Annotated in this window: 16 protein-coding genes; 5 read left to right on the plus strand and 11 right to left on the minus strand. The window is 45.5% G+C overall.

Annotated features, from left to right (window positions below):
- Positions 1-74 precede the first annotated feature (74 nt).
- Positions 75-1802 carry a CPBP family glutamic-type intramembrane protease gene (locus tag ABEW32_RS05620; protein WP_430185501.1) on the plus strand — a complete coding sequence of 576 codons (1728 nt, stop codon included), beginning with the start codon at positions 75-77 and terminating at the stop codon, positions 1800-1802.
- Between the two features lie 85 nt (positions 1803-1887).
- On the opposite strand, the gene uvrC is transcribed toward ABEW32_RS05620, so the two are convergent.
- The 4 genes from uvrC to ABEW32_RS05640 all read right to left on the minus strand — a co-directional run bounded on the left by uvrC (position 1888) and on the right by ABEW32_RS05640 (position 7326).
- Positions 1888-3990 carry an excinuclease ABC subunit UvrC gene (gene uvrC / locus ABEW32_RS05625; RefSeq protein ID WP_430185503.1) on the minus strand — a complete coding sequence of 701 codons (2103 nt, stop codon included), beginning with the start codon at positions 3988-3990 and terminating at the stop codon, positions 1888-1890.
- Between the two features lie 159 nt (positions 3991-4149).
- A complete protein-coding gene (gene trxA, locus ABEW32_RS05630; protein ID WP_010347861.1) occupies positions 4150-4467 on the minus strand; it encodes a thioredoxin in 318 nt (105 codons plus the stop codon).
- 125 nt (positions 4468-4592) lie between these two features.
- Positions 4593-5540, minus strand: coding sequence for a primosomal protein DnaI (gene dnaI / locus ABEW32_RS05635; RefSeq protein ID WP_430185505.1), 948 nt, complete (start codon positions 5538-5540; stop codon positions 4593-4595).
- 268 nt (positions 5541-5808) lie between these two features.
- Complete coding sequence (locus tag ABEW32_RS05640; RefSeq protein WP_430185508.1) at positions 5809-7326, minus strand: replication initiation and membrane attachment family protein; 1518 nt, start codon at positions 7324-7326, stop codon at positions 5809-5811.
- Between the two features lie 357 nt (positions 7327-7683).
- Here ABEW32_RS05640 and hemQ point away from each other — a divergent pair, with 357 nt between their 5' ends.
- Positions 7684-8463 (plus strand): hydrogen peroxide-dependent heme synthase, encoded by a 780-nt coding sequence (gene hemQ, locus ABEW32_RS05645; RefSeq protein WP_430185511.1) that lies wholly within the window; start codon positions 7684-7686, stop codon positions 8461-8463.
- A gap of 80 nt (positions 8464-8543) precedes the next feature.
- Here hemQ and ABEW32_RS05650 read toward each other — a convergent pair whose 3' ends face one another.
- The 4 genes from ABEW32_RS05650 to ABEW32_RS05665 all read right to left on the minus strand — a co-directional run bounded on the left by ABEW32_RS05650 (position 8544) and on the right by ABEW32_RS05665 (position 12983).
- Positions 8544-9710 (minus strand): ABC transporter permease, encoded by a 1167-nt coding sequence (locus tag ABEW32_RS05650; RefSeq protein ID WP_430185513.1) that lies wholly within the window; start codon positions 9708-9710, stop codon positions 8544-8546.
- Positions 9707-11044, minus strand: a complete 1338-nt coding sequence (locus ABEW32_RS05655) for an HlyD family secretion protein (protein WP_430185515.1) — start codon at positions 11042-11044, stop codon at positions 9707-9709. Before ABEW32_RS05655 ends, ABEW32_RS05650 begins: the two co-directional genes overlap by 4 nt.
- A gap of 110 nt (positions 11045-11154) precedes the next feature.
- Positions 11155-11661 (minus strand): MarR family winged helix-turn-helix transcriptional regulator, encoded by a 507-nt coding sequence (locus ABEW32_RS05660; protein ID WP_430185517.1) that lies wholly within the window; start codon positions 11659-11661, stop codon positions 11155-11157.
- A gap of 131 nt (positions 11662-11792) precedes the next feature.
- Complete coding sequence (locus ABEW32_RS05665; protein WP_430185519.1) at positions 11793-12983, minus strand: NAD(P)/FAD-dependent oxidoreductase; 1191 nt, start codon at positions 12981-12983, stop codon at positions 11793-11795.
- Positions 12984-13224: 241 nt separating this feature from the next.
- Between ABEW32_RS05665 and ABEW32_RS05670 the strand changes: the two genes are divergently transcribed.
- Complete coding sequence (locus tag ABEW32_RS05670; protein WP_430185521.1) at positions 13225-14229, plus strand: NAD(P)/FAD-dependent oxidoreductase; 1005 nt, start codon at positions 13225-13227, stop codon at positions 14227-14229.
- 160 nt (positions 14230-14389) lie between these two features.
- On the opposite strand, the gene sda is transcribed toward ABEW32_RS05670, so the two are convergent.
- Positions 14390-14533, minus strand: a complete 144-nt coding sequence (sda, locus tag ABEW32_RS05675) for a sporulation histidine kinase inhibitor Sda (RefSeq protein WP_007431918.1) — start codon at positions 14531-14533, stop codon at positions 14390-14392.
- 281 nt (positions 14534-14814) lie between these two features.
- Positions 14815-15471, minus strand: coding sequence for a YheC/YheD family protein (locus tag ABEW32_RS05680; protein ID WP_430185523.1), 657 nt, complete (start codon positions 15469-15471; stop codon positions 14815-14817).
- A 219-nt stretch (positions 15472-15690) separates the two neighbouring features.
- Between ABEW32_RS05680 and ABEW32_RS05685 the strand changes: the two genes are divergently transcribed.
- Positions 15691-17226 (plus strand): Ppx/GppA phosphatase family protein, encoded by a 1536-nt coding sequence (locus ABEW32_RS05685; protein ID WP_430185525.1) that lies wholly within the window; start codon positions 15691-15693, stop codon positions 17224-17226.
- On the opposite strand, the gene ppk1 is transcribed toward ABEW32_RS05685, so the two are convergent.
- Complete coding sequence (ppk1, locus tag ABEW32_RS05690) at positions 17186-19294, minus strand: polyphosphate kinase 1 (protein WP_430185527.1); 2109 nt, start codon at positions 19292-19294, stop codon at positions 17186-17188. The two genes, ABEW32_RS05685 and ppk1, sit on opposite strands and share 41 nt — an antisense overlap.
- Positions 19295-19598: 304 nt before the next feature.
- On the opposite strand from ppk1, the gene ABEW32_RS05695 reads away from it, so the two are divergent.
- The gene (locus tag ABEW32_RS05695; protein ID WP_016820022.1) at positions 19599-19844 is read left to right on the plus strand and encodes a hypothetical protein; all 246 of its coding nucleotides are present in this window, start codon (positions 19599-19601) and stop codon (positions 19842-19844) included.
- Positions 19845-19970 lie beyond the last annotated feature (126 nt).

The raw sequence follows: 19970 nt of genomic DNA on the forward strand, positions 1-19970 counted from the left end.
GGTCTGTTGGCGGGAACCTGTGCAGTATGATATCTTTAATGGATGTTCTTATTTACAGATTAAGGAGGAAACTCATGAATCCTATCGGGAAACCGGTCGTGCTCACGGCCAACTTCAAAAAATTAGGCTTGCTGGGCGGGATTGGCCTGATTTGCTTTTTTGTCTTTCAATTGCTTATTCCCTCGCTTAGCAATCCGAGTCCAGAATCATTAATGAATGCAAAAGTCATCAGCAAACAAGAAGCAGTCATACATGCACTGGACTTTGCCCGTTCCGAGCTGAGTTATACGGAATCGCAGCCAGAGAACCCTGTCGTGACCTATCAGGCTGAAACGGATTTGTATGGTTATTTATCCAGGGAGAAACTGCTTCAGCAATACGATCGTACATGGAAAAAAAATTATCCTTATGAAACCTTTCGGGTTGATTTGCCCGACTCCTCTGCGAAGGGCAAACTGCAAATTCATGTAGATTTATCCACCGGGAAGGTCGTTAGCTTTAAGCGAATTACCTCCAGCACCAACTACACACAGGCTGATGTTTCAACGGATGAACAAACACGAAGCAGGCTTGTACGTGCAGCTGAGGGCGACATGACGCTTGAAGCCAAAGAACAGGCTGCAGCAATATGGATCAAACGCTTTGGCTTCAAGCCGTCGGAATTGAAGCTCGTCACTTCTGAGGGAGAGGGTGGATTAAAGTATACCGTGGACGAAAAGAAAATCGGCGCCTCGGTGCTTACACTCGCCTTTACTTTTGAAGACGGGGATGTTCGCTCGTTTACCCAAAGCTTTTCGGCCCCTTCGTCTTATACCGACTATGTCAAAAAGCAAACATTTTGGGCGAATTGGATGACTTACGCAGGGTATGCCCTATTTAGCTTTGTCTTAGGTGTACTTGCCATTGTGTATGCATCACTCACCCGTCGTCACACTTCTTTTGTACGTGGTATTATTCTGTCCATTGTATACTTTATTGCTAGTGTAGCTGGGACCATGAACATGCTGCCTTTATTGCAAGCTGAAGCAGGCAGCAAGGGCATGCTTATCTTTCTTATGGTATTCCAGGTTGGTATTACCTTCGTCATGGCCGTAGCCCTCTATTTCTCCTTGGTCGGTGGTGATGGGCTTATGCGTCAAGTTGGACTTAATGCATGGCCACGCGCCAAAGAGCCGGGCTACGGGCTGTATGTGCTTCGCAGTATGTATGTCGGTTACCTGTGGGCCTTCATTTTACTCGGCGTACAATCCATTTTGTTCTTTGTACTGGAGCGCACATTTAATACGTTCTCTACAACAGATGCCACGCAATCCCCTTACAATATGGCTTATCCATGGCTACTACCGATTATGGCCTGGATGGCAGGCATTGGAGAAGAAACTGTCTACCGTTTGTTTGGTATTCCGATGGTCAAAAAAATAGTCAAAAATACGTTTGTTGCTTGTCTGATCACCACACTTATCTGGGCACTGGGACATACGCTTTATCCAATCTATCCGGTGATTTCCAGACCTATTGAGCTGACCTTTCTTGGTTTGCTGTTCAGTTTTGTGTTTCTGCGCTATGGCTTTATCGCCGCCATGTTCAGCCACGTTATTTTTGACAGCATACTCATGGGGCTTAGTGTGATAAGTCTGGGAGACACCGTGAATGTGAGCGCTGGTCTATTCTGGATCTTACTTCCAGCTATTGTTGGTTACATCATTTACTGGTTTAGCCCTAAAAAGCCCAATCGAATCATGTTTGAGCCCATAAAGAAAACGTCTATCGACGAACCTTCACAGGATCCAGACCGCGCTTAGCGGGAGTTTTTCTTGCGATTATAGAATTGTTCGGCTCTACTGAAAACTTATAAATTCTATAATCTAAAAAAAGAGGAGCCGTATTCTACGACTCCTCCTCCCGAAGGGCAGCTATAATCTGACGAGCAAGCTTATCCCCAATAGAGAGAGGCCGGAAGTCTTCGACGCTGGCCTCTCTTATTTTTTTGAGCGATCCAAAGTGCTTAAGCAGCAGCTTACGCCGTTTCTCTCCAATGCCCGGAATGGAGTCCAATTGGGAAGTTACCATAGATTTGCCACGCTGCTCACGGTGGAATGTAATGGCAAAACGGTGAACCTCATCCTGAATCCGTTGCAGCAGATAAAATTCCTCGCTGTTGCGTGCAAGTGTTACGGCCTCCAATGTATCCCCCATCAGTAATTGGGAAGTTCTGTGTTTGGCATCTTTCACCAAACCACACACAGGAATAAACAATCCCAGCTCATTTTCCAATACATCGGTTGCCGCCTTTATTTGTCCACGACCACCATCCACAATGATCAAATCGGGACGCTCGAGGTTTTCCTTCAGTACACGTTCATATCGGCGCCGAATAACCTCACGCATCGTTTCATAATCATCTGGTCCCTGCACAGAACGGATCTTGTATTTTCGATACTCTTTCTTGGCAGGCTTCCCGTCAATAAAGACGATCATGGCCGACACTGGATCGGAACCCTGAATGTTGGAATTATCGAACGCCTCTACCCGGTGCAGACTATCCAGCCCAATGGCACGTCCCAAATTGCTTGCAGCTTTTGATGTCCGTTCCTCATCCCGCTCGATCAGTTTAAACTTCTCATCCAAAGCAACACGTGCATTTTCCGTCGCCATCCCCGTCATTTGCTTTTTCAGCCCACGCTGCGGCACAAGTACCTTTACATCCAGCCATTCAGCCAGAGCAAGAGCTGCCGCCGTTGGGTCCTCTAATCCACCGGATAGTTGAGTTTCAGTTTCTGTTTCTGTTTCGGGTTCTTTTTCCCCGGCTGCTTGGTCACCAACTGGGTCTTGAATCGTTCCTTCTGCATAAGACGCTCGTGCTTCGGCTACCCGCAGTGAATCAACAGAACGGTCCAACTCCGTCTCTACTGCTCCCTCATCTGTAATGCTGGTAGTCTCAGCTGTGATTGCACTGTAAAGTTCAGTTTCTGCTACAATCGGTTGATCGACATCAGCCGATTTTGCCTTCATCAGCTTAGGAGAATCCGGCAATAATATTTCCTGCGGTACTGCCGGGTTGTCACTGTAATATTGCGTCACATAGGACATAAAATCACTGTAAGCTTCGCCGTAAAAAGGGAACATCGACATATGGCGCTCAATCATTTTTCCCTTGCGGACATATAGGATCTGTACACACATCCAGCCCTTATCCACCGAAAAGCCAAATACATCTCGGTCCTTCGCATCAGAGGTGGTGATTTTCTGCTTTTCCATCATCGCGTCGATGCTAATAATCTGATCCCGCAGCTCCTTGGCACGCTCAAAATACAATTCCTCTGCAGCCTCCTGCATTTTACGCTGGAGATCCTTTTTAATTTCCTCATGTCCCCCGCTCAAAAAGGAACCAATTTCCTGACTGATCTGGTCATATGTTTCCTTCTCGACCTCTTTCACACAAGGTCCCAAGCACTGATGCATGTGATAATACAGACACACTTCCTTGGGCATCACACCACACTTGCGTAACGGATACATGCGATCCAGCAGCTTTTTCGTCTGATGTGCCGCGTAGGAATTAGGGTACGGTCCAAAATATTTCGCTTTATCTTTCAGAACGCGACGGGTTACCTCCAGCTTGGGGTGTGCCTCGTTCGTAATTTTCAAGTACGGAAAGGTCTTATCATCCTTCAACAGCACGTTATAACGCGGCTGGTGCTTTTTAATAAGGTTGCACTCCAAAATGAGCGCCTCCATATTGCTGCCTGTAACGATATATTCAAAATCCCGAATATCGGCAACCAATCGCTGCGTCTTGCCGTTATGACTACCTGTAAAATAGGAACGGACCCGGTTTTTCAACACTTTGGCCTTGCCGACATAAATGATGGTGCCTTCGCTGTTCTTCATCAGGTAACAGCCTGATGCATCCGGCAGCAATGCTAATTTGTGCCGTATATTCTCCAGCGCCTTCTCCTGATTGTGCAAGTCCTCCGCATAGGATTTCATTCGCCCGGTTCCTCCTTCCATTCTTAGTGGTTGCTCAACTAACTACTTATATTATATAGGAATAATGCACAAAAACGCCCCCGGTATATATAACCGGAGGCATTGACCATTCATGCCGCTCCACCAAGCCCCCGCAGGAGCATGGGTCACATTCCATGATTATTGGTGTTTGGTAAGCATGCTTTTCAGTGCTTCTTTGGAGTTCAAACCTACCACTTTATCAACAGGCTGTCCGTCTTTGAAGACGATCAGGGTAGGAATACTCATTACGCCAAAACGGGAAGCAGACTCTGGATTTTCATCCACGTTCACCTTTGCGATTTTGACACTATCGCCAACTTCTGTGGACAGATCCTCCAAAATTGGAGCGATCATTTTGCAAGGACCGCACCATGGCGCCCAAAAATCAACCAAAACGGTTCCTGTGCCTTCGACTTCTGCGTTGAAGGATTGATCGGACACGTTAACAATTGCCATTGTATGTTCCTCCTTTATAGAAAAGTCAAGATTATTATAACCTGTAATGTCTGTTTCGACACCTTTTAATTATATCACAATAGTCTTTTAATTGTAAGATATCAAAAGAGTAGGCAGATGAATGCTTATCCTCGCTGATTTTTGCCCTTGACGGTAATGACATCTACAAAAGGACGAATCCGGTCCATCAAGCGCTGTCCCTTGTACATTTCCTCACCGTCTTTGCTTGTAAAACTAAGATGCTTCTCTAGCCCTTGCAGCGAGTAATTTGAAGTATAAAAGGTCGGTTTGCGATTCATTCGGTAATTCAAAATGGAGCCCATTACATGATCCCGTACCCATGGACTCAAATTTTCAGCACCAATATCGTCAAATACGAGCAAATCACAATTTTTAAGCATTTCGGTCGTTTCCTTGAGCTTCTGTCCATCCTGAATCATGGACTTTAAGTCCTCTACAAAATCAGGCATGTACACAATCACACCATTGAAGCCCGACAGAGCCAATTCGTGCAACAGATAGCCCATCAAAAAGGTTTTTCCCGTACCAAACGTGCCTTCCAGATACAGCCCTTTTTTTAATAAACCCTGACTTTTCGTTTCTTCAATATAGCGGAATACCTGATTTACTGCGGGCACACGTTGCAAATCCTTGCGGGCAATTTCAACGGCATTATAGCCTTCCAACAGCGCGCGCTCATCTACATAAAAGCTTTTGATGCGCTGGCGCACCCGTTGTTCATGCTGGGAGGCTACCAGCTTGGCACATGGGGTCCGAATGTCCACGATTTCCGCTGTTCCATTGGGGTACTCCACGCCCAGCTTGCAAAAGTGACCCTGAAAATCGTTGGGACACCGTTCCAATCCTGGACAGTTGTCGCAATTTCGACGATCCCGGGCATACTGAAAGAGCATACTCATATTAAGTCGCAATTGCGTTTCGTCCACATCAGGATGGGCAGCACAAAATTCCTTCACCAGCGGATCGTTCAGAACCTGATCGGCTACACTGCGAGTGCGTTGGCGAAACGAAGGGTTCTGCATCTGCTGTAGCAAATCGCCGAGTGATTCCAAGAACGCTCCTCCTTTCTAAAATGTGCAGAGTTATGGAGCGGGAGAGACGCTTCGCGTGCAGATTGTTCTTCCGATTGCTGTTATCTCCGGATTTTTTCTATTGAATAAGGATTTAAAGGTTAAAATCCGAAGATAAAGGCAAACGCTTCGCTTCTTCAGAACAATTCTGCCCGCTCGCTACCTACCGCCATAAAGTCGACACATTATTGAATTGGCTCCGCGCCTAATAATTTTATAAAACCTAAATAACTTTAACGTAAGGCTTCCACTACACCTTTTTCTGTTTACCCGATTGCATTCGTTCGGCCAGGCGAAGCAGTTCATCCAGTTCTTCCTCGGATACGGTTTCTTCGGAAGGGTGGTCTTGTACGATCGGAATAGCTGGCTTGGCAGGCCCATTGTTTTTGGCATACGTGCGGGATCTGCCCGCGGAAGAAGAAGCAGTAGACTGTTTTCCTTTTACCTTGGCTTGATCTCTTATATATTGAACGGCTTTTTCGTAAGTGTTTACCTGCTTTAGCAGCATGTTGGAGGCGACGGCCTCGACAAAATTGCGGTTAATCCGCTGATCGCTCCCCGATACGAGCAGTGACATTAAATAATGAATCAGCACATTGATGACTTCGCCAGGCAGCTTATAGCTGATATCAATCTTTTCGAATATATCCAGCAGATTACCGGGAACCGTGCCGGGAAAAAAGGTTTGCAGCAAACGGCGATAAGGCTCGTTGCGCAGCATCATATTATATTGGTGAATGTCACACTTGGCTGTAAATTGTGGTGGAACCTCTACATAAAACTCCATTTCCACAGCTTGCTCTGCAGGCGGCTCTTCAGGTGTCGAAGCTTCCCTCTGGCGCAAGGCAACCACCTTGGCGGCCTGTACTTGCTGCTCCTCCTGACGCTTCCGTTCCTGCCTGGAGTGTTGGCTAGCCCGAAGCTGAAGCTCGTCGAGCAATAAATCGCCTGCTTCGGTAAAAATTCCATCCTCATCCAGCAAGCGGCTGATATCCTGTACAGAAAGGTCAAATTTGCGGACCACGTAATTGACCATCCCTAATTGCTCATGTTCAAATCGAAGACGCTCCACGTGCTTGCGATTGGCGGATTCACGCGGAAAACGAAGGATAATATCTGCATAATTCAATGCCTCCTCCGATTCGGACGCTAATGCTCCAGTCTGACGGCTCGTAGACACCTCGGACAGCGCCTGTTCCAGCTCATAATCGATAACATGGGTATTCAGCTCAAACAGTTCATAAAACGGAACCGAAATATTCTCTTTATTATAGGAAGATTGCGACCATTCGCTAGATTCCCTGCTCCACAACGATTCTCTCAGTGAAAGCACTGCAAACTTACCGATTTTGTCTCTCAACAAAAGGGTCAGGTGCTGCGTTCTGAAAAATTCAGCAGGTGCCAGCGGCGGCTGCATCTCATATTCATACATATAATCGTCCGTTTCGGGCGCATACAGCCTGGACGTCTGTAACAGACCGACAGCCTCCAGCTTGGAGGTCTGCTCAATCAAATACTTGCGTCCCTTCTCACTCGGCTCCAGTCCCAATGTCAGAAAAAGTCGACGTTGCTGTTCCAACGGCGAATAACCAATCTGTCCGACTGGCACATGCTGGAACAACAGTCGATATAGACTGACCGCAAATGCGCCTACCATCGGCTGATAGACACTTCCCAGCATCAATTCATCCAGTGCGCTCAAGCCAAATTCCCGATAAACGCAGTAGCGGTGGTTCTCAGTATAGTGCAGCAGGTTTTTCATCCGCATTTCGACATTCTTCCTTTCCTGACATAACGTTCTCCAAGATGTTTTTCTATTCTATCATACTTGCCCTCGGGTGGGACCAACAAAATAAGGGCAATTGTCCTCCTTTTTGGCAGCCGTATTCGTCTGAGTTCTCCTTTTTTCGAGAATACTAACTATTTTATGACTTTGTGACCTGCATCATGGAAAAAATAATATTCTTCACACTTCTTTCATTGGTGAAAAGCTCCAAATTGAGCTACAATATAATGGTTAAGCATTACGTATTGGATGGCGCATTGGATACAGGAACGATATACGGAAGTACACATATTTCGGCTAAAGCCGATTACATTTACAGATCGTAAAGGAGTGTAGATCGTGAATCAACATCAACCTCAACAAACCCCGGCAACACCCAACGAAGTAACCTCCACACTGGAAGGCTGGTACGCGCTTCACGATTTCCGGTCCATCAACTGGACGGCATGGAAAACTGCAGATGATGAAGAGCGTGCGGGAGCACTGGACGAGCTTCAAGAATTTATGAAGGAATGGAGCGTTACCGAGGAAGCAGGTCTGGGCAGCTCGGCTGTCTATACTATAGTCGGACAAAAGGCTGATTTTGTCATGCTGCACCTGCGTGAAACGCTGGAAGACCTCAATAAACTAGAAAATGAATTTAACAAAACAACCTTTGCCAAATATACGACCAAAACCTATTCTTATGTGAGTGTGGTGGAACTGAGTAATTATTTGAGCAAGGATGAAGATCCAATGCAAAATCCACAGATTATCGCACGCCTGAAGCCTGTATTAAATAAAGCTCGTTATATTTGTTTCTATCCAATGAACAAGAAACGTGATCTGGACGACAACTGGTACATGCTTTCGATGGACGAGCGTCGCACTTTGATGCGCAGCCACGGTTTAATTGGACGCAGTTATGCTGGCAAAGTAAAGCAAATCATTTCAGGCTCCATCGGCTTCGACGATTGGGAGTGGGGCGTGACCCTGTTCTCCGACGACGCACTTCAATTCAAGAAACTAATTTACGAAATGCGTTTTGATGAAGTGAGTGCCCGATACGGTGAATTCGGTTCCTTCTATGTCGGCAGCGTTTTGAATGAAGAAACATTTGAAGACATGCTGAAAATGTAAGACGCAGACAACTAGAACTCTTTGCACGATTAAACTAAGGATTTCGTACACTCCCCTCTGAGGACTACGGAATCCTTTTTTTATTGCAGTACAGGCTCCGCCCCTACGGATAAATCCTCACTTTTCGCCAGTTTTCGTTTTTCCAGAGCGATCAGTATAAAGATAATAAGTAGCAAACCACTTAATAAGATCAAAAAGCCCCCCAACTCGGGAATAAAATACTTTAAGCTCCCACCTTTAAAGCCCATACCTCTCAGAAACTTGAAATGCCAGGTTAATGGAAGGATATTACTTACATATTGCAGCGATTGAGGCAGCATAGCCACCGGCAATTGAGCACCGCTCAGTAAAAACGAAGGCAATATAATTAGCATGAGGCGTGAAGAAGCTTTTCCTGGATTGGCCGCACTCCACCCTAGAGCCATCGCAAACAAACTCAACGTAATGGTGTACAGGAGAAATGGAATACTGAGCTGCCATACATTTGCTTCAAAGCGTAAGCCACCAATTTGCTTAAGCAAACCAATGGAGAGGTAAAAGGACACACATCCTACCAATGTATAGGGTAACACTCTAAGAATCAAACCATACGAATGCTGAAGCTCCTCTTTTAATCTTCCTTGCTCCCGCAATCGTGGAACAATTGTCAGTGTAGCAGCACCAAGCAGTGAAATCATGACCGTATTGATGAACCCCATTACCGAAGTCATTAAAGTAGCATTGGTAGGGTTATACAATAGGCGCTGCTGAAGCAGCATATTGGAAGTAAGCCCTGTAACCTGGCTGTCACTCATTCCCATACCCTTTAATCCACCGCCAGCGAGCATTGCATTTTCCGTCGCTATGATCTCTGTGACTGCCGAGCGTAAGTTTCCAGTAGCCTGACCTACCGTATTATCTACATAAAAGCCAATATTGCTCTGAACTCCTCTAATCCTATTTTCCTCCAACCCAGCTGGAAGGTAAATCACTGCAAAAAACTTTTCATTATATAAAAGTAAATTCGGATCGGTTTCATTCTCTTGCACATGATGTACATCAATATATTGTGATGCATCCAACTTATTAATAAGCTGTCGGCTATAACTGCTATGATCTAAATCAACTACAGCTACAGAAGCATCGTTAAGCTGATTATTTTTAAAAACAAATCCAAAGGCTACAGCTACTATAATCGGAACAAGTAGCATTACGAAGACCATTTTGCCGCTGACCAACAGCTTCCACTCTTCTATAAACGACTTCATTTTGTCACAACCTCTACCGTCATTCCAGGCAATAATTCAGATGTTCGCTGGACATTCACCCGTACTTGGAAGGAGCTTATATCCGCTAGACCTTTGTCCCGACTCATCCTCATGTTGGTATACTGAGGGGCGGAAGTAATGTACTTCACCGTGCCCTGAACATCTTTATGTAAAGCTACAACATGCGAAATCACATTTTGTCCAGCTTTAAACTGCGATATGGAATCCTCGCCCACATAAATATCGTAGTATAGCTGATTGGTTTCAATGACGACACCCGTTGCTCCCGTAGAAATAATCTCCCCCAGTTTAGGTACAATACGCGAAACCTTACCATCCGTGGATGCCTTCAGCACCATACGTCCGCGCTGTAACTCAACAGTTTTGAGTTGAACCATAAATGCCTGCTTTTGTTGAGCCAGAAGATCGACATTGTATTGGCTATTCTTAACATCTTTTCGTGTTTGCGAGGTTTGATTCAGAGCTTCCTTGGCTTTTTCTGTTTTGATCCGAGCCTGCTGACGTTCCTCAGCCGTTGCTCCAGCCTCCAATTTATCCAAAACGGTCTGCTGCTGAGCGATTCCATTTTTAGTAATGTCCGATTGTTTGCTAGCTGCTGTAATCTGGTTATTGGCTATTTCAACCTGGTCTTTAGCTGTATCTAACGCAATTTGAGCATTATCCAGTTGGTTTTTAGCGTTATCCAGTTCTGCCTTGCTTCCAGCTCCGGCATCATATAACACTTTGAGTCGGTTGTAATTAACTTTGGCCAATTCTAAAGCCTGCTGTCTGGATGCCACTGTTTTTTTCGCAATTTCCGCATTTCCTTTGGCAGTCTCCACTCCTGTGAGGGCTGCGTCCAACGATTGCCGTGCTGCTTCAATGGCCAGCTTTTGTCTTTCGATATCCTCTGTACGTGCGCCTTGATTTAATAAGGTCTCTCCCGCTTGCGCGGCTTGAATGTCTAATTGTCCTTGTATTTCCGAACTTGAAATTTTTTCAAACTGATTTTGCAACCCTTCTTTAGCCTGTTTTATTTTCATATCAGCCTGTGCGATATCCGTTTTTAATTTCTCAATTTGCAAATCAAGGTCTACAGGATCAAGAGTCATGAGCACATCCCCTTTTTTTACCTGCTGTTCTTCCTGCACCTCAATCGTTTTTACTCTTCCACCTACGCCCTGAAAAGCAACATTTACGGTATCTGCGGCCAGCAGTGTATTTTTTTGTGCAGCTGCCAAGCTCACAGCATCCTTACCGCTCATTGCCATTAGCGTACCCCCGGTACCTAACGCGACAACAAGTAACATGTACACGATGATTTTTTTGTTCATTAGAATAAACCCTCCTACATGATGATTTAGCCAGTGATAGTAAAAATTTATAGAAAAACAAGTAAGACACCTGATAGTACGACGTCTAACTATCTAAGACGGGAATTTGGTCATTCCCTTTTTATCTGTTCAAGACCTGAGGAAAGCTTATTTAATAATCTAGCAAATAGAACATGATCTTCCTGCGTAAATTCATTCAACAAATCCGAAAAAAGCTGAATGAACAGCGGGATTTTTTCCGTCATTAATTGTGTTCCTTCATCAGTCAAAATAATGGCTGTCATACGGCGATCTGTCAGTGTACTTCTTCGGATGATCCCGTCCCGTTCCAGTTTGTCAATTACGCTGGTTACTGTTGAACGTGTAACACCGGAATACTCAGCCAACTCAGACGGAGTTAATGAACGGTCATACAAAAACAAAGGCATTAGGATTTTAAGACTTCCAATGGATAATCCATACTCAGACAGCCTGGAAGACACCCCATTGTACACTTCATGTGCGGCCTGCACAAAAAGTATTAACGTATTCAACGATTGGGAGTCCACATTTGGAAACTTTTCAGTCAGTAAATTTATTCTCTTCGGATCGGCATTAATTTTAAAATCAGAATTCAATGTGAAGCTCCCCCTATGTAATTAGTAATCACACTATATGTCATCGAATAGTTATGAGTCAATATCTTTTTTCGGGCTTGCAAAATAGAAAAGGTCTCCAAGCCCCTTTTTAGGAGTGAAGACCTTTCTGTTTAAAAAAACCGCCCTTTCTTCAAAACCAATGGAATGCCACCAATGATGAACAAATAGCGTAGATCCACAACTTTTTTCAATTGCGCGGCCACCCAGCCTTTGATTTTGCGCTTACCGACTACGGCTACGGCTTCGCCTTTCCCTAGAGAAGCAACCGTACCCTTGTTGGAAAATACGAACTTATGCAGTTCCTTTTTGCGAAGTGTAGCGGCTAGATTTTTGGCACACAGCACCCCTTGCTGCATTGCAATTTGGGCCGTCGGTGGGTATGGGCGCCCCTCGGGATTAAACATCAGGGAGCTGTCCCCGATAATGAAAATATCATCATGATCCGGCGCACGCAAAAAATCGTCGATTTTCACTCTTCCACGCATCACTTCGAATCCGGCCTTCTCGATCAATCCGTTCCCACGGATTCCGCCCGTCCAGACCACTGTGCAGGCTTCAATCTTTTCCCCCTCACCGACGATTACACCATCCTCCAGGCATTCCTTAATCGGAATTCCAATACGGAATTTAACGCCTTTACGCTTGAGGACATCCATTGCATACTCCACCAGTTCAGGATCAAACCCTGGCAATGCTGTAGGAGCTGCCTCGACGTTAATAATTTGAATCCGGTTAAAATCAATGTCATAAGCTTTAGCCAGCTGTGGCAGACGATCCGCTAGCTCCGCTATAAACTCAATGCCACTAAAACCAGCGCCCCCTACGACAAAATTCAGGCGACCCGGCTTACCGTCATTTTTATACAGGGCCAGCTGGTATTCAATATGCTCACGAATCAGGCGCACAGAGTTAATACTGCGGATCGTTAGCGCGAACTGATCCATCCCCGGAATACCGAATGTTTCCGGCTCCCCGCCTAGGCCGATGACCAAATAATCGTAGGATAGCGAGCCATCCTCCAGCACGATTTTTTTCTCCTTTGGTATGATTTCTTTCACTGTTCCTTTGACTAAATCCACCTTGAACTCATCGATTAGCTGCGCAATCGGAATCCTCGAATGCTCAATCGTATCCGTGCCTGCCGCAGGCATGTGAAGATGTGTCGTAATATAGTGGTAATCATGACGGTTGATTAGCGTAACAGCCGCCTCATTATGCTTGAGCTCTTTTTGCAATTGCTGAGCCGTCAATATACCTCCATATCCAGCACCCACAATGACAATTTTGGGAATACTGCTCATGCTTCTACCCCTTCCGATATACATAATCATTCAATATTCACAGCTTTTCTCTCAACACGGTTAATTAATACTCTACTCACAGGAAAGTCTTCATCAAATATTAATCGCTTTAACTTTGCAAGAGGAACCCAGCAGTTTATAATGATAAACAGTGAATCATGCGTTCGGCGGCTATCTGAACCTCTATGCGGCTGATTCAATATCTACAATTCATACTATCCCTTTCGGAGGTGTTTTTAGAGTGACAGCTCAATCCACAGGTGCGGAAATCCGCGATCTGATCATTATCGGAGGCGGTCCAGCCGGTATTTTCGCCGCTTTTTACGGGGGAATGCGTCAGGCATCCGTCACCTTAATTGAAAGTATGCCCCAACTGGGCGGCCAGCTTGCAGCCCTTTATCCTGAAAAATATATTTATGACGTTGCCGGCTTTCCTAAAGTGACTGCACAGGAGTTGGTGAACAATCTGGTTCAACAAATGAACCATTTTAGTCCACAGGTGCAGCTAGAAGAAAAAGTCGTATCATTAGAGAAGAAAGACGAACGCCACTTCATCGTAAAAACAGACAAAGGTGGCGAGTATCATGGTAAAGCGGTTATTATTACCGCTGGTGTGGGTGCTTTCGAGCCGCGCAGACTGGAACTTCCAGGGGCTGAGCGTTTTGAGAAAACGAACCTGCATTACTTTGTCAGCGACCTGAGCAAATTTGCAGGCCGCAAGGTATTAATCAGCGGTGGCGGTGACTCTGCTGTAGACTGGGCCCTTATGCTGGAACCGATCGCGGAACAGGTCACATTGATTCACCGCCGTGACAAATTCCGCGCGCATGAACACAGTGTCGAAAACCTTCTCGCTTCCAAAGTAAACGTTATTACACCAACGGAAATTGCAGAATTGCATGGGGAAGATACGATTACGAAGGTCACTCTTGCTCATGTAAAAACCAAAGAAACTCAGGAAATCGAAGTGGACGATGTCATCGTTAACTTTGGATTTGTTTCCACACTTGGTCCGATTGCTGAATGGGGAATTGAAATCGAGAGTAACTCCATTGTGGTTGACTCCCGCCAGGAGACGAATATCCCCGGCATTTTCGCTGCAGGAGACATCACTACCTATCCAGGCAAGCTCAAGCTGATTGCGGTTGGCTTTGGTGAAGCTCCTACGGCAGTCAACAACGCCAAGATCTATGTAGATCCAGACGCCAAGTTGTCTCCGGGTCACAGCAGTAACATGAAATTGTAGTTAGTTTAGACTATGACAAAAAAGGGTATTTTACTCCAGGTTTAGAATCCTTGGAGTGAAATACCCTTTTTCACGGTGTGCCTATTCGTTGCAGTGATTGTCCGTAAAGTCATTCGAACCCAGAATGACTTTACAGTCGCAGTACGAGAGCTTGTCCGGTCTAATGAAGGACTACGGCTGTATTCATCTCTAGATTTCTTTTGTGAATTTCAGCCAGCAACAGTGCAATGAAGTCACATTCAAGTTTAAGCTCGATTGCCATCTGATAGGAATCCAAAAGCATTTCATCCGTCAGCATAGCCATCCTCGACACAACCTTTCCTTTTATTTCAAAATCTATTCTATCAAAATACCAAAAACGGAACAAGCGTTCTGTTATCCACAGACAATTGTGGAAATCCTGTGTACAAATTGTTGGTAAGTGTCGTTACCCCTTATATGTGACAGGGGATAATGTGGACAATATTTATACACAGAATTTTGGCGATTTACCGCAAAAAAAATTTTTTTTATATTTATACAAATATATTATATTTAGCATCTTGTTAATAGATATTAATGGAAACTTTTTAAAAAAAGATAAATTTATTGAGGCCTTGTGTTTACCTCTAGAATCCATACCTGTCCGTTCCGATCAAGCCCGTAATCAAATCCCAATTGTTCGATGCCAGGAAATCTTCTTTCGAGTATTGGAATACAGTGCCGAGTAAGTTCAATGATCTCTCGTCGCTTTCGTGAAGCTAGCCGCTGGGGATATATCATCCGAAGCGCCTCTGTTCCCTTCAGCAAGGTTCCCCCTTTGCACAGATTCGTTATGACCAGTCCGGGGCGAGCAAGACGTGCCACCACCGCGCGAAAGCCCCATTTCTCTCCTTCTTTTACGACTTTGACTCGATAGTCAACAGGTCTACCTTGAATGCTCGCCAGCTGAATACCTTGCTGAATGAGATACGGACGTTGGATTCGGAGCTTATTGATTCCGATCACAAGCGCTCTAAAATGGCTGAACCGATGTGTTTGTTCCATACGCGTGCAGGTATAGTTACTCCCCTCCTTTGCCACGCGCATGACCCCGACTCCTCCGCCCCCTTTGACGGGCTTTATAAATACAAAAGCATGTCGCCGCAGCATCATGCGCAATTGATCTTCACTATACAGACAGGTTTCCGGTATATAAACGGCGGTATATGAATGATGAAGCAGCGCCTTTGTCTTTAACCATTTGCTTGCAAGTTGTCTCATCTGATTCTCTCCTTTCGCCGTCAGGTATACTTATACATACTCAACAGGGATACGCTATTCTTGGATGATTGTCAGGATCACGTGTCTATTTCGACAAGATCACAGCGAACGGTAGCATACACCGGACATCACTGGTACAATGACAATAATCTGACTACCATTTTGAACGGAGCAGTTGAATTTGCTGGCAAATTGTTTTTTCAACAAGGAGGTCAACTCATGAATAGCAAAATTGGCATCATGGACATTGGCTCAAACTCCATACGTCTCGTGATCTATGAAATGACAGAGACAGGGGCCTATCGAATTGTGCAGGAATGCAAAGAAGCTGCCCGGCTGAGCGAAAAAGTTGGGCCTAACGGCCGTATGGAACGAGAAGCAATCCGCAGTATCGCTCCGTTGCTTCGCCAATTTATGGAAGTTTGCCGTACGCACGGAGTTGTCCAAATGCGTGCAGCAGCAACAGCGGCCATCCGCAATGCGGCGAATTCGGACGAAATCGTCCAGTGGATTGCGGAAGAGACAGGCTTAACACTGGAAATACTGAGCGGAGAGCAAGAGGGCTATGCCGGTTTTCTGGGCGTAGTGAATACAATGAATGTGAGTGACGGAATTATTATTGACATCGGGGGCGGCAGCACCGAAATTACACTGTTCCGTGATCGGACACGACTGTGTACGGTTTCATTTCCTTTTGGCGCAGTCAATATGAATTGGCGCTTTGGTCGTGAGGTCAAAAATGGAGAATGGTCCCCTGGACAGATTGAGGAAATGGAGAGCTTTGTCCGTTCTTCACTGCAAAACCATGATTGGATCTTCTCCAATCCAGGGCTGCCATTTATCGGGTTGGGTGGAACCCTCCGTACTTTGGCTAAAATCAATCAGAAACGACGCGATTACTCGCTTCCGGTGACGCACCATTACGAAATGACGACAGAAGATGTCGATTATTTCTATAGCAGCCTGCCCCATCTCCCTTATGAAAAACGCAAAAAAACAGCCGGCCTGTCCAAAGACAGAGCCGACATTATCGTACCGGGTCTCATTATATTAAAAACGATCTTTGAAGCTGCTCAAGGCTCCGCATATTTGGTCAGTGGAGCGGGTCTGCGAGACGGTCTGTTTCATGAGCTGGTCAACGCTGAACAGCCTGTGGTGGCTAATCCGCTCATTGCGTCCATTAACAATATCTTATCGTTTGCTGTCCCGGTTAGCGAAGCGCATGTCAAACGGGTTAACGAATACGCCGGTCGGCTCTATGACACTTTAGCTGAGGGAACCTCAACTACTATGGACAAACGCTTGCTACTGACCGCAGCAACTCTTTACAAAACAGGCGCAGCCCTGAACTACTATCATTTCCGCCAGCATTCCGTGTTCTGGATCTTGCACGCAGGCATTGGCGGTTTATCTCACCGTGAAACAGTGCTAGCCGCGCTGATCGCTGATTACCACCCCAAAAACCGGACTCCTCGCTTGCTGCGCGCACATGCGGATATTTTGGAGCCTTCCGACGAAGAACGTGTACATCGGCTCGGCTCGCTGCTCCAGCTAGCGATTGGCATGGATCGCAGCGAATCCGGCATCATCACCAGCATCCAACCCACGATAGGAGACGATGCACTACATATTCGTCTGGAAAGCAAGAGTGAACCGATTCTGGAGCAACGGGAGCTGGTGGCTGTCGCAAAAGATTTTCAAAAAGCCTGGAACCTTATGTTGTCGTGGTCCATTCTTCCTTCTTCCAGTTTTTAACCTTCAATGCTTCGAATTGGCTCCTAATAGGAGCCTCTTCGTTGTTTCTGGCTACAAATTGATAGCTGCCGTTAGGTAACAGCTGGCGCGCCTTCACGTTATCTTTCAAAGATAAACGTAAAATATCCACCAGCATTTCTTTGATTCGGTCGTCATAAATCGGGCACATCAGCTCAATCCGGCGAGTCAAATTGCGCGTCATCCAATCCGCGCTGGACAAGAATAGCTCCGAACTCCCTGCATTTTCAAAGTAAAACAGTCTGGAATGCTCCAGGAAACGATCGACAATACTGATAACCCGAATGTTCTCGCTAAAGCCCTCTACACCGGGACGTAAACAGCAGACTCCTCGAATGATTAAATCAATCTTTACACCTGCTTGAGAAGCCGCGTATAGTTCATCAATCATTTCCTGATTGGATAGAGAATTAATTTTGGCAATAATACGGGCTGGCTTGCCTGCAAGTGCGTGCTCGGCTTCCCTGCGGATCAGCTCAAACAGCTTATTTTTCATGCCCGTCGGGGCTACGGTGAACGCTTGTGGGGTCTTGAGCGCCGAGAAGCCTGTGATTTCATTGAACAGCTCAGAGGCATCCTCACCTAGCACCGGATCCGCTGTGAATAAACCAATATCCGTATATACACGTGCCGTGCTTTCGTTATAGTTGCCAGTTCCCACATGCACGTATCGTTTGAGCATATTACGCTCATGGCGTACGATCAAAATAATTTTGGCGTGTGTCTTCAAGCCGACCAACCCGTATACTACATGACAGCCAGCTTTTTCAAGCGTGCGTGCCCAAGCAATATTACGTTCCTCGTCAAAACGTGCCTTCAGCTCGACCACCACTGTCACCTGCTTGCCCGATTCGGCTGCACGTGCCAGAGCCGGAATGAGCTTCGATTCTCCGTTGACACGGTACAGGGTCATCTTGATGGCCATTACATCCGGGTCCTCTGATGCCTCAATGATAAAATCAGTTACTGCATCGAATGATTCATACGGATGGTATACGAGCACGTCCCGTTTGCGAAGTACGTTAAAGATATCCTCTTGCGGAGGCAGTTCTTCTGGATACAAGGGTTTGATTGCCGGAAATTTCAGATGCGAATACCCCTCTAAATGATCGGCAAAAGACGACAGAAACGTCAGATCTAACGGCCCGTCGATCTCAAACACATGATCAAACAGCTTGAATTCACGTTGTAGCTCCGTTAGGGCAAAGGAATTGATCCCTTTCTCCACTTCCAGTCTGACTGGTGCTCCCCGCCGTCTGCGACGCAGCTCTTTTTCAATCTCTTCGAGCAAATCTTCGATCTCTTCTTCATTAATAGACAAATCGGAGTTGCGCGTAACGCGAAAGGCATGAACTGCCTCGGGAATATATCCGGTGAACAGCGTTTGTATATGATGCTTAATCAGTTCCTCAATTAAAATAAATGATTTCTTCTTGCTATTGGAACGTAACGGCACCGAAACCACACGTGGAATATTGGAAGGCACCTGCACAATGGCAAAAAGCGGCTTATCCTCCTCCGTATCTCCCGGACGTCTCAAGACGACTGCCAAATATACGTATTTATTGTGAACCAGTGGAAATGGGCGGCTCTGATCGACTGCCATCGGCGTGAGCACCGGAAATATAATTTCATGAAAATATGCATCCAGCGACTTGCGCTGTGTCGTATTTAAGTCATTATATTCGAGCAGTAACAGACCTTTTTTCGTCAATAGGCGGGAAATATCACGATAAGTCCGATATTGCTCGGATACCATCGAAACTGCACGCTTCATTAGCCGTTTGTACAAACCCGAGGGGGTATATCCCGTAAAATCTTTTTGCATAAAACCAGCCTTAATCTTCTCGCGCGTCTCAGCAACACGAACAGCCATAAACTCATCCAAATTGCTGGACACAATTGCTAAGAATTTGGCTCTCTCCAGCAACGGTGTATCTGTATCCTGTGACTCCTGGAGCACACGGCGATTAAATTCAATCCAGCTTAAATCCCGATTAAAGTAACGTTCTGACCCGGCTTTATCCTTCTTCTGACTCTCTATCAACATATGGCCTCCATCAATTTCATGCAGTATAGTTACCCTTTATTGTACTATTAGATGAAACGCACTAGCATCACAGAAGTGTAAACGCAATGTAAAATGTGTGTAAACACAAAATGGATGTTGAAAAGGTCAAACGGATGCTTTACAAAAATAGCATTAAGCGGTACAGTGTTAACGTCTGTTTCATAGAATAGAATACGAACCATACCTTTACAGTTGTTTAAGTTCATTATGATGTGTAGTAACCACTAGTAGCCACGTTTAATTGCTGATTTTCATATGGCATGATATAGGGAGGATTTACGTTATGGAACCCAAGAAAACGCCACGCGTACTGCAAAAAAACATCGAATTTTTTACCGCAGCGCTGTCTCAACACCTGGTTTCAGTCTGGCAAGAAGACCCTGCGGGCGTATACTGTGAGATAGGCTGTGGATATATCGAATTGTTCAGCAGCGAGATGATTCGAGTGCGCAATCAGGATGGGACCCCAAGCCATTATGACCGCAACATCACAATGTTTCAGCTAATCACAAAGGATCAGCCGATATAATTATTATATGCTATGTCTGCGCTGTTCTTCCAGATTAGAATGATTATATGTTTAAACTACCAATTTTCATATCTGTTGAATCTTGCAGTTTCTCTGAAAAAGCGCCATAGAGCGCTTTTTTTGTCG

Source organism: Paenibacillus jamilae, assembly GCF_050482105.1.
In the GTDB taxonomy this organism is placed as follows: Bacteria; Bacillota; Bacilli; order Paenibacillales; family Paenibacillaceae; genus Paenibacillus; species Paenibacillus jamilae_B.

Bases quoted from the DNA above. Each gene is read 5' to 3' on its own strand.
- ABEW32_RS05620 (WP_430185501.1), top strand. From the start codon at position 75: ATGAATCCTATCGGGAAACCGGTCGTGCTCACGGCCAACTTCAAAAAA.
- uvrC (WP_430185503.1), bottom strand. From the start codon at position 3,990: ATGAAATCCTATGCGGAGGACTTGCACAATCAGGAGAAGGCGCTGGAG.
- trxA (WP_010347861.1), bottom strand. From the start codon at position 4,467: ATGGCAATTGTTAACGTGTCCGATCAATCCTTCAACGCAGAAGTCGAA.
- ABEW32_RS05640 (WP_430185508.1), bottom strand. From the start codon at position 7,326: ATGCGGATGAAAAACCTGCTGCACTATACTGAGAACCACCGCTACTGC.
- ABEW32_RS05650 (WP_430185513.1), bottom strand. From the start codon at position 9,710: ATGAAGTCGTTTATAGAAGAGTGGAAGCTGTTGGTCAGCGGCAAAATG.
- ABEW32_RS05655 (WP_430185515.1), bottom strand. From the start codon at position 11,044: ATGAACAAAAAAATCATCGTGTACATGTTACTTGTTGTCGCGTTAGGT.
- ABEW32_RS05665 (WP_430185519.1), bottom strand. From the start codon at position 12,983: ATGAGCAGTATTCCCAAAATTGTCATTGTGGGTGCTGGATATGGAGGT.
- sda (WP_007431918.1), bottom strand. From the start codon at position 14,533: ATGGCTATGCTGACGGATGAAATGCTTTTGGATTCCTATCAGATGGCA.
- ABEW32_RS05680 (WP_430185523.1), bottom strand. From the start codon at position 15,471: ATGAGACAACTTGCAAGCAAATGGTTAAAGACAAAGGCGCTGCTTCAT.
- ABEW32_RS05685 (WP_430185525.1), top strand. From the start codon at position 15,691: ATGAATAGCAAAATTGGCATCATGGACATTGGCTCAAACTCCATACGT.
- ppk1 (WP_430185527.1), bottom strand. From the start codon at position 19,294: ATGTTGATAGAGAGTCAGAAGAAGGATAAAGCCGGGTCAGAACGTTAC.
- ABEW32_RS05695 (WP_016820022.1), top strand. From the start codon at position 19,599: ATGGAACCCAAGAAAACGCCACGCGTACTGCAAAAAAACATCGAATTT.